Source organism: Pseudomonas sp. JS3066 (assembly GCF_036328175.1).
GTDB lineage: Bacteria > Pseudomonadota > Gammaproteobacteria > Pseudomonadales > Pseudomonadaceae > Metapseudomonas.
In genome coordinates this window covers 5,662,102-5,675,176 of sequence record NZ_CP143312.1, presented here as the reverse complement: position 1 = coordinate 5,675,176, position 13,075 = coordinate 5,662,102, and the positions used below count along the sequence as shown (strand labels likewise).

At 60.8% G+C, this 13,075-nt stretch carries 8 protein-coding genes, 1 tRNA gene and 2 rRNA genes; 1 reads left to right on the top strand and 10 read right to left on the bottom strand.

Annotated elements, in window-relative coordinates:
• Positions 1-309 precede the first annotated feature (309 nt).
• Positions 310-386: transfer RNA gene (locus tag SA496_RS26625), tRNA-Arg, on the top strand.
• A gap of 60 nt (positions 387-446) precedes the next feature.
• Here SA496_RS26625 and SA496_RS26620 read toward each other — a convergent pair.
• From SA496_RS26620 to SA496_RS26575, 10 genes are all read right to left on the bottom strand, one after another.
• Complete coding sequence (locus tag SA496_RS26620; protein ID WP_120653717.1) at positions 447-1,439, bottom strand: asparaginase; 993 nt, start codon at positions 1,437-1,439, stop codon at positions 447-449.
• 62 nt (positions 1,440-1,501) lie between these two features.
• Positions 1,502-2,359 carry an ABC transporter permease gene (locus SA496_RS26615; protein WP_153919484.1) on the bottom strand — a complete coding sequence of 286 codons (858 nt, stop codon included), beginning with the start codon at positions 2,357-2,359 and terminating at the stop codon, positions 1,502-1,504.
• Between the two features lie 4 nt (positions 2,360-2,363).
• The gene (locus SA496_RS26610) at positions 2,364-3,377 is read right to left on the bottom strand and encodes an ABC transporter substrate-binding protein (protein WP_153919482.1); all 1,014 of its coding nucleotides are present in this window, start codon (positions 3,375-3,377) and stop codon (positions 2,364-2,366) included.
• A 34-nt stretch (positions 3,378-3,411) separates the two neighbouring features.
• Positions 3,412-6,066 carry a TonB-dependent receptor gene (locus tag SA496_RS26605; RefSeq protein ID WP_330114723.1) on the bottom strand — a complete coding sequence of 885 codons (2,655 nt, stop codon included), beginning with the start codon at positions 6,064-6,066 and terminating at the stop codon, positions 3,412-3,414.
• 113 nt (positions 6,067-6,179) lie between these two features.
• On the bottom strand, positions 6,180-7,130 hold the full coding sequence (locus tag SA496_RS26600; RefSeq protein ID WP_120653721.1) for a FecR domain-containing protein: 951 nt from the start codon (positions 7,128-7,130) through the stop codon (positions 6,180-6,182).
• Positions 7,120-7,644 carry a sigma-70 family RNA polymerase sigma factor gene (locus SA496_RS26595; RefSeq protein ID WP_120653722.1) on the bottom strand — a complete coding sequence of 175 codons (525 nt, stop codon included), beginning with the start codon at positions 7,642-7,644 and terminating at the stop codon, positions 7,120-7,122. The genes SA496_RS26600 and SA496_RS26595 overlap by 11 nt, the downstream gene beginning before the upstream one ends.
• Before the next feature lie 118 nt (positions 7,645-7,762).
• Positions 7,763-8,548 carry a phosphate/phosphite/phosphonate ABC transporter substrate-binding protein gene (locus SA496_RS26590; RefSeq protein WP_330114722.1) on the bottom strand — a complete coding sequence of 262 codons (786 nt, stop codon included), beginning with the start codon at positions 8,546-8,548 and terminating at the stop codon, positions 7,763-7,765.
• Between the two features lie 9 nt (positions 8,549-8,557).
• Complete coding sequence (locus tag SA496_RS26585) at positions 8,558-9,502, bottom strand: fatty acid desaturase (protein WP_120653724.1); 945 nt, start codon at positions 9,500-9,502, stop codon at positions 8,558-8,560.
• 296 nt (positions 9,503-9,798) lie between these two features.
• Positions 9,799-9,914: ribosomal RNA gene (gene rrf, locus SA496_RS26580) — 5S ribosomal RNA — on the bottom strand.
• 135 nt (positions 9,915-10,049) lie between these two features.
• Positions 10,050-12,940 (bottom strand): 23S ribosomal RNA (locus SA496_RS26575).
• Between the last annotated feature and the right edge of the window lie 135 nt (positions 12,941-13,075).

Sequence of the window (13,075 nt, the reverse complement as noted above, 5' to 3'; positions counted from 1 at the left end):
CACACCGGCGCTACACGGGCGCCGGGGCAGGTTGTTGTTCTTCAGCCAATGCGGGATTGGCCAGGACGGAGTGATTGGAACGGCCCGGCTTATGGAGGGGCGAGGGGGCGTTTGAAATCTCAAACGGAATCCTAGGGTGCGAGAAACTTAAGGGCAATAGGCCGTTCGATAAAATCAACAAAAAGTGGGTGCAGTTTGTCGAAATCCTGATCAAAGATGACCAGAAGCGGCACCATCGTTCAACATTGCGAACAAGGTTTTGCCGCATGGACGCAAGGGTCTGACATCGGTATCATGGCGCCCCCATACGCATCCGTAGCTCAGCTGGATAGAGTACTGCCCTCCGAAGGCAGGGGTCGTGGGTTCGAATCCCGCCGGATGCGCCAAATCAGAAAGCCCGCCAAGTGCGGGCTTTCGCGTTTCTGGTCGAAAGGCGACGTGCGCTGTCAGTCAGCTGATTCCCCGCAGAGATCGAGCGCAAGCCAGCGCTCCACTTCTGCCTGAGCCAGGCCAGCACCAAGCAGACTGAATAGTTTGCCCAGGGCTGCCTCGCGGGTCATGCCATCGCAGGAGACCAGGCCGCTGCTGGCCAGCTGGCTGCCGGCAGCATAGACGCCGAACTTCACTGCGCCTTCAGGGCATTGGCTGATAGCCGCCAGGACTACGCCGCGTGCGTGGGCGTCCTTGAGGGCGCTGAGGATGTCGGCGTTGTCCGAAGGGCCGGTGCCGCTGCCATAGCACTCCAGCAGGAGCCCCTGGACGCCGCTATCCAGCACCGCGCGCAGCTGCGTTGCGGCGAGACCGGGGAACAGCGGCTGCACGGCGAGGCTGACCGGCTGGCGCTGCATGTGGTAGTCCAGCTCGGCCGGGAATGTCGAGGCGCGCTGGCCATTGCGCAAGCGCCGGGCTTCGATGAAGGCGTCAAAGGCATCGCTCTTCTGCTTGCTGGCGCGAGTGCCATTGAGCAGCAGACCGTTGAAATAAAGGTGCACGCCGGGAGCAACGCCTGCGGCCAGCAGCGCCAGGGCGCCAAACAGGTTTGGCCAGGCATCGCCGCCATCGACGCCGGCAGGCTGCATCGAGCCGGTAAGCACTACCGGCACCGGTAGGCCGAGAAGCAGAAAGGACAGTGCAGCGGCGCTGTAGGCCAGGGTGTCGGTGCCATGCAACACCAGTACCGCATCGCAACTGTCCCGCTCCACTCCTTCGACGATGGCATCGCGCATAGTCAACCAGTTGGCCTGGGTCATGTTGGCGCTGTCCAGCAGCGGCAGCAGTTCGCGGAACATCCATGGTGGCGTCGGACGCTGCGGCTGGGTGGCCTGCTCGGCGCGTAGCCGGGCCTCGAATCCCGAGGCCGGTGCGAGGCCGGCATCGGTCATCTGCATGCCGATGGTGCCACCGGTATAGAGCACCAGGAGTTTGCGGGAGGGGGACATGTTTTCTCCGTTCTTATTAGTACTGCAGTCCTCCGCATCCTAATCCCGCGTCCCCTGGCGGCCTATCTGATTCTGCCGGCCCGCTGCGCCGGATCGCCGTATCCCTGGGTGATGCGATCGATCACCACGGCCAGCGCCACGATGGCCAGGCCCGCTTCGAAACCCAGGCCCACGTTCAGGGTCTGGATACCGGTCAGCACGTCCTCGCCCAATCCGCGGGCGCCGATCATGGACGCGACCACCACCATGGACAGGGCCATCATCACCGTCTGGTTGAGGCCGGCCATGATGGTCGGCAGGGCCAGGGGCAACTGTACGTAGCGCAGGCTCTGCCAGCGATTGGCGCCCAGGCAGGCAGCAGCCTCGGTGACCGATACATCCACTTGGCGGACACCCAGCTCGGTGAGTCGGATCAGCGGCGGCAGGGCATAGACCAGGGTGGCGAAAATGGCCGGCACCTTGCCGAGGCCGAAGAGCATCAGCACCGGGATCAGGTAGACGAAACTCGGCAGCGTCTGCATGACGTCCAGCATCGGCATCAGAAGGCGCCGCGCCAGTGGCTTACGTGCCAGAAGGATGCCGATGGGCACGCCCACCAGAACGCTCAGGCAGGTCGACACCAGCACCAGGGCGCAGGTCTGCAGCAGCTTGTCCCAGAGACCGACCACGCCGATGAGGAAGAGCAGCCCCACCAGGACAGCCGCCCGGCGCCAACTGCGCGAGGCATGCCAGGCAAGACCACCGACCAGGGACAGGAGCAGCCACCAGGGACAGACGCGCAGCAGGCCTTCGATGCCGGCGACCAGCTGCAGAAGACTGTCGGAGACCTCGCGGAAAGCATCGCCGTAATGGAGAACGAGCCAGTCGACGAAGCGGTTCACCGCGTCGGCGATGGAGTAGTGCAGGGATTGCGGGAACATGACGTCAGAGACTCCCGCGCACGCGCTCAGCGACGTCGGCTGGTACCCATGCCTGCCAGATGGCGGGCTGTTCGCGGAGGAAGCGTTCGGCTACCTGGCGCGGCGGCAGTCGTTTCTCGCTCATCTCCGCCAGAGTGCTGTTGAGCAGCCCGATGGGCAGGTCGACCTTCTCGAAGAAGGTCACCAGCTCCGGGTACTCGGTGCGGAAGGGGGCGGAGACACCGATGGTCAGCCGCGCCGGCATGGAGCGCGTGCCGCGCGGATTGGGGTTTCGCGCATCGGCCAGGGTCTTCCACGCTTCGGCGTTGAAAGGCGGTTCTTCCAATTGCACCAGCTTGTAGCGACCCAGCAGCGGGGTCGGCGACCAGTAGTAGAAGAGCACCGGTTTGCCGCGGCGTATGGCCGAGCCGATTTCGGCATCCAGCGCCGCGCCGGAGCCGGTGCGGAAATTGACGAAGCTGTCGGTGAGGCCATAGGCCTTGAGCTTCTGGCTGTTGACGATTTCCGAAGTCCAGCCGGTGGGGCTGTTGAGGAAGCGACCCTTCTCGGGGCTTTCCGGGTCACGAAAGACCGCTTTGTAGCGCGGCAAGTCCGCCACCGAGCGCAGGTCCGGCGCCAGGGCCGGGATGCCACGCTCCGGGTCACCCTTGATCACATACTCGGGCACCCACCAACCTTCGGTGGCGTGCTTGACGGTATCGCCGAGGGCGAACACCTTGCCCTCGCCTTCGGCCTTGATCCAGGCCGGACTGCGCCCGGCCCACTCCTCGCCTATGACTTGCACGTCGTCCCGCACCAGGGCCGCCTCCAGGCTGACAGTGCTGCCGGGCAGGGTTTCAGTGCGATAGCCATAACCCTTCTCCACCAGCAGGCGGAGTAGCTCGGTGATCAGGCTGCCGCTTTCCCAGGTGATGTCGGCGAAATGGATGGGTTGGCGCTGCTCCGCCGCAGGCAGGGACTGCGCAAGCAGCCCCAGGGCCAGCAGCGAGCCGCCCAGCAGTTTCTTGATGGTGGTCATGGGCACCTCATAGCGTCCTTGGATGGGTGGCCGGTCAGAAGTCGTAGCTGAGCCGGGTGTAATAGAAGGCCCCTTCCGGCGCTGCCGGGGCCAGGTAGCTGTACTGCTGCGCTGGGGTCTGCCGCAGGCGCGGGTTGAAGTCGTCGGGATGGCTGTCGAAGAGGTTGTTGGCGCCCACCGAAAGGCGCAGCTGCTGGGTGAACGCATAGTTCACATCCAGGTCGGTGACCCACTGGGCGGAGAAGGTCTGGTCGAACTGGGCATTGCTGGCGGAGGCGGCGTACTTGCGGTACTCGCCGTAGCGGGTCTGGTAGAGGCTGACCGTCCAGGGCCCCAGGCGATGCACGGCGCCCAGCACGAGCTTGTCTTCCGGGTAGCCGTGTTCCAGGTAGCCACGGGACTCACGGGTGACCGTCTCGAAACCGTGGGGGTTGGCGTGGACCTTCTCGATGCGGGTGCGGGTCCGTGTGTAGCCGGCGGAAAGGTCGAGGTCACCGTAGACGTCCAGGTCGATCTCGTACTTGCCGACGATATCGACGCCGCGGGTGCGGGTATCGGCGGCGTTGGTCATGAACTGCGCCCAGGCGTACTGGCCAAAGCCCGCAGCGGTGAGAATCGCCTCGGCCTCCGGGCCGGAGATTCCGCCGCTGAATAGAATGCGATCGCGGATGTCGATCTGATACGCATCGATGGTCAGCGAAGCATGGTCGCTGGGGCGAAACACCAGGCCGAGGGAGTAGTTGGTGGACTTCTCCGGCTTGAGGTCCTGGGCACCGAGGGCCTGCGCGGCCGGGTGGCTGACCGGCAGCATGCGGGTGAGTACAGGATTGCCGTTGGCGTCGACGTTGGTGGTGGTGGTCCAGGAGGTACCGATCTGCCCCAGGGTGGGCGCCCGGTACGCATTGTTGAGGGTGCCGCGCACGCCAATCTCCGGGGTCAGCTCGTAGCGCGCCGAGATCTTGCCGGTGCTGGTGGTGCCGAAGTCATCGTAGTGCTCGGTGCGTCCGGCCAGGCCGAACTGGAATTTCTCGGTGAGTTGGGTTTCCAGGCCGAGGTAGATGCCGCCGACCTCGCGCTTGTAGGTGCCGGCATCGTCCGGTTGCAGGCCGGAAGCCTGTATGGCACCCACTTGCACGCCATCGATACCGCCGAAGGAGTAGGAGGCAAAGTCGCCTTCCTCCAGTCGGTATTCCTCTTCACGCCAGGCCGCGCCGGCGGAGAAGGTCAACGGACTGGCGGCCCAGTCGACATCGAGATCGCGGACGTAGTCCAGGGCAAGGTTGGTCTGCTCGTTGATCAGGGTGGCGACTTCGAAGCGTGTCGGGCTCGCCGCCCCATAGCTCGGGTTGACGGTGTTGAAGGCCTTCTCGTGATGCTTGTCGCGGCCGTAGGTGGCACTGAAATCGAAGCGACCGATGTCGGCATCCTCGAAACGAGAACCCAAGGTCAGCGCCCCGTCTTCATAGCGATAGCGATACTTGGGAATGGTGCCGTCGGGGTAGATCGCCGGCACGTTGTTCGGGCTGCCGGCCAGCAGCGGCGGGGTGTTGTTGAAGGATTCGTCCTGGCCGTAGGTAGCGAAACTGTAGAGACGCCAGCGGTCGTCCAGGCCGACTTCGGCATTGGCCGCCAGATTGTACTTCTCGCGGCTGGCACCACCCCAACGCGGGTCTTGCACCTTGCCTTCGGCGACGAACTTGTCGCCGATATCGGTGGGCTTGTTGTTCAGCCCATTGGCACTGAGGGTGAGGAAACCATCGCCGGGCAAGGCCAGGCCGTGCCAGACATCCGCGGACTTGCTGAAGCCGTCGCCTTGGCCGTACTGGCCAACGCGTGCGTTGGCCTGGCCACCGTTGTCGCGCTCCTTGAGGACGATGTTGATCACCCCGGCCACGGCATCCGAGCCGTACTGTGCGGAGGCACCGTCGCGCAGCACTTCGATGTGGTCGACGGCGCTGATCGGGATCATGTCCAGGTCTACCGGCTGGGCGCCGATGAATGGCACGCCGCCAGAGATATTGACCACCGCTGAGGCATGGCGTCGCTTGCCGTTCACCAGCACGAGGGTCTGATCCGGGGACAGGCCTCGCAGGGATGCGCCCTTGGGGTCTTGGCCACGAGTGGCGCTCTGGTTCTGCGGGAAGTTGAACGAGGGCAGCAGCTGGAACAGCGCTTGGTTTAGGCTGGTGGCCCCGATGCGGACCAGTTCCTTGCTGTCGATGACATCCACTGGGGCAGCACTGGTCAGGGCAGTAGTGTCGTGGCGGCGGGTACCGACGGAGATTACTCGCTCCAGCACCGGCTCCTCCGGCACTGCGGCCCGGGGCACGACCTGGGTGGATGGCGGCGCGACGGGACGCTCGCCGCTGCCCTTGACGATGAAGGCGCCAGCCGGGGTGACCTGCAGCTCAAGACCAGTGCCCCGCAGGGCAGCATTCACTGCCTGGGTTGCCGAAAGATCGCCTTCCACGGCGGCAGCGGAAAAGCGGCCCACTTCAGGCGTAAAGGAGATGACCTGCCCACTCTGACGACTGATGCTGAGCAGTACCTCGTCCAGCGGACCGGGTGCGATGTGGAAGCTGTGCCGGGTTTCTTCGGCCGCGTATGCGCAAGTGAGGATGAAGCTGGCCAGCGGGCCGAGGGCAAAGGCCGCAAGACGGCGGCGATTCGAAGCAGCGATAGGACGCAAGATGACTCCCCCAAGGAATCCATTGTGGTGCTGCTCCCTGCAGCGCCTTCGCATGGGGTGTGCATCGGCGCTGCGGAATCTTGCAGATCGTTTGGTTATGGCCTTAGAACCGCTCAGGCGGGGAGCAGGCTTATCCACAGGTTGGTGCGGCGGACGATGCGCAACGGCAAGGTACGGCTGAGGGCGTCCAGCACCTGATCGCTGGCGTCCAGGCGGAACAGGCCGCTGACGCGCATGCTTTCAAGCGCTGGGTGAACGCGCAGGATGCCCGCACGGTAGGGGCGCAGCGCTGCTATCACGTCCCGCAGCGGGATATCGCGGACCTCCAGTAGTCCGTCGACCCAGGCAGTTTCGCCAAGCCTCGCCTGCAGCACCGGCCCGAAGCGATGGGGGTCGAAATCCACCGCCTGGCCGGCGGGAAGTCGCAGCCGAACACCGCTTCGGTTAACCAGCTCCAGCGGGCCGCCAAGGGCGAGGACCCGACTCCGGCCATCCCGTTCGGCGACCATCATTCCGGCACCGGCGGAAGACACCCGGCCTATGCTGGTTTGCACGACGAAGGGTCTGCGATCTGCGCGCGCCACCTGGGCAAGTAGTTCGCCACCTCGCAGGCGCACGAGCCGTCTGCTGTCATCAAAGTCCAGGTCCACTGCGCTGCGAGCATTGAGTACCAAGCGGCTGCCGTCTGCCGCGTGCAAGCTACGACGCTGGCCAGTGCTGGTACGAAGATCGGCGGTCAGTTCGTCCAATGGCGTGAAGCGATTACCCAGCACGCCGGCACCGATCACCACGCCACTGCCCACCAGGGCGCGATGCAATAGCTGACGCCGGCTGGAGGGCGCCTCGAGTACCCGTTGCAGCAACTCGCTACCGGCGTCCTGCACCACCGGGCGCCGGAAGACGCCGAGGGTTTGCTCGAGGTGCGTACAGAGGCGTTCGTGGCGCGGGTCCTGCGCACGCCAGGAACTGAACGCGTGGAAGTCTGCATCGCTGGCGGCTCCCGAGCGTAACAACACTATCCAGCGTGAAGCCTGTTCGATCAGGGCGTCCTGCTCATTGCTCATGTCGGTACTCCAGGCTAACGCGCAGGCAGCGGGTGATGGCCTTGCCCATGTAGTCGCTCACTGAACGCAGTGAGATACCCAGTTCCGCGGCTATTTCGGGATAGGTCAGGCCGTTGACCTGGGACAGCAGGAAAGTGGCTTTTACCTTGGCTGGAAGACCGTCCAGCAGGCGGTCGATCTCCTCCAGGGCCTGGAGCATCTGTGCCAGCGCTTCCGGCGAGGGCGCCTCATGTTCGGGTTCGTTGAGCAGGGCATCGAGGTAGGCGCGCTCCAGGTCGCGGCGACGCCAGACCTGGTAGACCAGGCGCTGGGCGATGGTGGTCAACAAGGCTCGGGGCTGACGGATGGGCTCGATGAGCGGCGCGCTAAGCAACTGGACGAAGGTGTCGGCCGCGACGTCCTCAGCGCTGGCCGGGGAATCCAGGTAGCGGCGCAAGCGTCCGCAGAGCCAGGTGTAATGACTGCTGAATAGCGTGCCCACGTAAAGGCTGTGGGAGTTCTCGGCGCCGGACATGGCCACTCCATAAATCGGTCAATGCAGGGAGGGGTCCGGTGTTCCGGTGGATGAATCCTAGCAAGGCGTCTTATACGACAAAAATATTTAAATTCTATTTTTATAGATCATTAATGAATTAGAGGAGCTCCGCATAACCTTGCTCGATGGCCTGTTGTTGGTAGTCGAGGAGGAGCCGGTAATCGTCGTCTTTCGCGGGCAGGATTTCACGGATAGCCAGGACGGCGGCAACCTGGGGAAGGTAGCTCAACGCCTGGTTCATAGCCTCGCGCACACGCTCGGCCTCGTCGGGACCGAGATCGGCCGTGCAAATGTACGGCAGGGTCGGGCTGGGGGCGCTGCGCGCTATCAGGCGCAGGCCAGCCACCTCTTTCGGCGCGTAACGAGCCAAGTAGGCATAGGTGACGCTGTCTACCGCGGCAAGATCGGCCTTGTCCTCCCGTAGCAGGCGCAGGCTTTCACGGTGGCTACCGCTGTGGATAAGGCTGGAGAAGAAGGTTCCGCTTTGCTGCAACGGGGCAAGGCGATGGCGGAAGAGATTCATGCCTGTATTCGATCCGGCGTCATTGAGCACGCCGCGACTACAGAGGAAATCATCGAGTGTGGTTCGGGCGTCGTGAACGCGGGCGAGGATCAGACTGCAATGCCAGCCGTCTGTACTGTCGGGCAGCACGTAGTCAGGACGGCCTAGAACGCGAACCCGGCCGCGCAGTTGAGTGATCAGCGGATATCCACAGGTCTGGGTCAGCAACAGGCGGGGCGAGGTCCAGAGTTCTGACAGGCTGAGACCATCGGCGGCAATCCGATCCTCGCCAAGCAGCTCGAGTATCCGTTTTAACCAGATGGCATTGGCCTCCTCCACACATTGCGGAGCGACGTACATCAACAGTTCGGCATGGCGCATGAACGCTCCTCAGTGGGCACTGGGATGACGGGGGCTATCGATCGGACGGAGTCCGTACCGGCGGAAGAACTCGCCATAGCCGCGCACGTGAAAACCACCGCTGCGTGCCAGCCATTGTTCACGGCGCACGCGGTATACCCGAGGCAGGTAGTACCAGGGCAAGCCAGGAAGGTCGTGGTGAACCAGGTGCAGGTTGATATGGAGGAAGAGCCAACTCCAGGGCCAGGCAGACTCGTTGATCACCGTCCGCTGTTCCGGGTGCTCCGCAGGGCGATGCTCATAGAACGAACGCACCATGGCCAGGGACAACGCGGGGACGCTCACCAGCAGCAGGTAGTGCCAGACGGACAGCTGGCTGAAACGGGCGATGAAGGCGAGCATCAGCAAGGTAGCCGTGCCGTGGACGATCCACATGATCCAGGCCTTGAGGTCACCCTTCAACAAGCGAGTAGCCTCCTCCCTGGCCAGCGACCATAGCGCCAGAGGGGGGCCAAGGAGCAGACGACCGAGCAGCGTCTTATCAAGCCATCGCAATGTGCGGGAAAGCCTGTGGCTGTTACTCCATTGGCGTTGGCCGAGGTAGCGGCTTTCGGGGTCAAGACCAGGCAAGGTCAAGTCCTCATCGCGGTGGTGACGCAGGTGGGTATCGCGATAGAGGGTATAGGGATACCACACCGCAAACGGGGCATAGCCGAGCAGTTTATTGATGCTGGCCCAGCGGGTTGGGTGGCCATGGAGCAATTCGTGCTGCACGGATAGCCAGAGCACCACCAGTGGAACGAGCAGCACGGTCGTCGGCCACAGCCCGAGGTGCGGGCTAGCCAGGTGCAAGCTGAACCAGCCGGCGTAAACGCCGATGAGCAACAACCAGGTCGGCCAATCGGTTCTCGCAGTCAGGCTGCTCTGCAGGCGCTCAACCTGCCGGCGCTGGGCATCATCCAGATAGCGCGGCATGGTCGCCCTCGGCTATCGGCTGGAGATAAGCGTGACTCATGGAGGCTCCTGCGTGAGGTCAGCGGAAAGGCCAGCGGCCTGTATTCCCGTCTGTGCAACGACGCAGGAAAAACATGCAGATCGATTGGTTATCAGGTGCTAACTGGAGAATCTATGAGCAATGGAGGCTGCTTGCTGCTACATCGAAGTGGGCTGCAGCGCGTTAGACGTGCGGGTTGGGAAGGCGGTGTGATGATTTTGCGCGCGCAAAGACAAACCCCCGAACCGTTTTCACGGATCGGGGGTTTGGGATAGAAGCTTGACGATGACCTACTCTCACATGGAGAAGCTCCACACTACCATCGGCGATGCGTCGTTTCACTGCTGAGTTCGGGATGGGATCAGGTGGTTCCAACGCTCTATGGTCGTCAAGCAATTCGGTTGGGATCTCGTCTGCGACGCGACCCCGAATCAGGTATGTGACAGTCTGTTTTGCGGTTCAGGCCAATTTTCGGTCTGTCGACTTCAACCAGTCGCACCCACAATCACCAGATTGTTTGGGTGTTATATGGTCAAGCCTCACGGGCAATTAGTATTGGTTAGCTCAACGCCTCACAGCGCTTACACACCCAACCTATCAACGTCGTAGTCTTCGACGGCCCTTTAGGGGATTCAAGATCCCAGTGAGATCTCATCTTGAGGCGAGTTTCCCGCTTAGATGCTTTCAGCGGTTATCTCTTCCGAACATAGCTACCCGGCAATGCCACTGGCGTGACAACCGGAACACCAGAGGTTCGTCCACTCCGGTCCTCTCGTACTAGGAGCAGCCCCTCTCAAATCTCAAACGTCCACGGCAGATAGGGACCGAACTGTCTCACGACGTTCTAAACCCAGCTCGCGTACCACTTTAAATGGCGAACAGCCATACCCTTGGGACCGGCTTCAGCCCCAGGATGTGATGAGCCGACATCGAGGTGCCAAACACCGCCGTCGATATGAACTCTTGGGCGGTATCAGCCTGTTATCCCCGGAGTACCTTTTATCCGTTGAGCGATGGCCCTTCCATACAGAACCACCGGATCACTAAGACCTACTTTCGTACCTGCTCGACGTGTCTGTCTCGCAGTCAAGCGCGCTTTTGCCTTTATACTCTGCGACCGATTTCCGACCGGTCTGAGCGCACCTTCGTACTCCTCCGTTACTCTTTAGGAGGAGACCGCCCCAGTCAAACTGCCCACCATACACTGTCCTCGATCCGGATGACGGACCAGAGTTAGAACCTCAAGCATGCCAGGGTGGTATTTCAAGGATGGCTCCACGAGAACTGGCGTCCTCGCTTCAAAGCCTCCCACCTATCCTACACAAGCAGGCTCAAAGTCCAGTGCAAAGCTACAGTAAAGGTTCACGGGGTCTTTCCGTCTAGCCGCGGATACACTGCATCTTCACAGCGATTTCAATTTCACTGAGTCTCGGGTGGAGACAGCGCCGCCATCGTTACGCCATTCGTGCAGGTCGGAACTTACCCGACAAGGAATTTCGCTACCTTAGGACCGTTATAGTTACGGCCGCCGTTTACCGGGGCTTCGATCAAGAGCTTCGCTTGCGCTAACCCCATCAATTAACCTTCCGGCACCGGGCAGGCGTCACACCCTATACGTCCACTTTCGTGTTTGCAGAGTGCTGTGTTTTTAATAAACAGTCGCAGCGGCCTGGTATCTTCGACCGGCATGGGCTTACGCAGTAAATGCTTCACCCTCACCGGCGCACCTTCTCCCGAAGTTACGGTGCCATTTTGCCTAGTTCCTTCACCCGAGTTCTCTCAAGCGCCTTGGTATTCTCTACCCAACCACCTGTGTCGGTTTGGGGTACGGTTCCTAGTTATCTGAAGCTTAGAGGCTTTTCCTGGAAGCATGGCATCAACCACTTCGTGTTCTAAAAGAACACTCGTCATCAGCTCTCGGCCTTGAACACCCGGATTTGCCTAAGTGTTCGGCCTACCACCTTAAACTTGGACAACCAACGCCAAGCTGGCCTAGCCTTCTCCGTCCCCCCATCGCAATAACTAGAAGTACGGGAATATTAACCCGTTTCCCATCGACTACGCATTTCTGCCTCGCCTTAGGGGCCGACTCACCCTGCGTCGATTAACGTTGCGCAGGAACCCTTGGTCTTTCGGCGTGCGAGTTTTTCACTCGCATTGTCGTTACTCATGTCAGCATTCGCACTTCTGATACCTCCAGCAAGCTTCTCAACTCACCTTCACAGGCTTACAGAACGCTCCTCTACCGCTCGTCTTACGACGAACCCGTAGCTTCGGTGTCTAGTTTGAGCCCCGTTACATCTTCCGCGCAGGCCGACTCGACTAGTGAGCTATTACGCTTTCTTTAAAGGGTGGCTGCTTCTAAGCCAACCTCCTAGCTGTCTAAGCCTTCCCACATCGTTTCCCACTTAACTAGAACTTTGGGACCTTAGCTGACGGTCTGGGTTGTTTCCCTTTTCACGACGGACGTTAGCACCCGCCGTGTGTCTCCCACGCTGACACTTCCAGGTATTCGGAGTTTGCATCGGTTTGGTAAGTCGGGATGACCCCCTAGCCGAAACAGTGCTCTACCCCCTGGAGTGATACGTGAGGCGCTACCTAAATAGCTTTCGAGGAGAACCAGCTATCTCCGAGCTTGATTAGCCTTTCACTCCGATCCACAGGTCATCCGCTAACTTTTCAACGGTAGTCGGTTCGGTCCTCCAGTCAGTGTTACCTAACCTTCAACCTGCCCATGGATAGATCGCCCGGTTTCGGGTCTATACCCAGCGACTAAACGCCCTATTAAGACTCGCTTTCGCTACGCCTCCCCTATTCGGTTAAGCTCGCCACTGAATATAAGTCGCTGACCCATTATACAAAAGGTACGCAGTCACCTAACAAAGTAGGCTCCCACTGCTTGTACGCATACGGTTTCAGGTTCTATTTCACTCCCCTCTCCGGGGTTCTTTTCGCCTTTCCCTCACGGTACTGGTTCACTATCGGTCAGTCAGTAGTATTTAGCCTTGGAGGATGGTCCCCCCATATTCAGACAAAGTTTCACGTGCTCCGTCCTACTCGATTTCACTTCCTGGACCCTTTCGCGTACGGGGCTATCACCCACTATGGCCGCACTTTCCAGAGCGTTCCGCTAAAATCCAAGAAGCTTAAGGGCTAATCCCCGTTCGCTCGCCACTACTAAGGGAATCTCGGTTGATTTCTGTTCCTCAGGGTACTTAGATGTTTCAGTTCCCCTGGTTCGCCTCTTGCACCTATGGATTCAGTACAAGATACCTAGGTTATCCTAGGTGGGTTCCCCCATTCAGAGATCTCCGGATCAAAGTCTGTTTGCCGACTCCCCGAAGCTTATCGCAGGCTACCACGTCTTTCATCGCCTCTGACTGCCAAGGCATCCACCGTATGCGCTTCTTCACTTGACCATATAACCCCAAGCAATCTGCTCGTGATCATAGGGGTGAAGACGACATTCGCCGAAAATTCGCGCTTGAACTCGCAAATTTTTACCTTGAATTATTGAGTGCAGTGAAACACTCAACAAGTCACTTCTATCACAT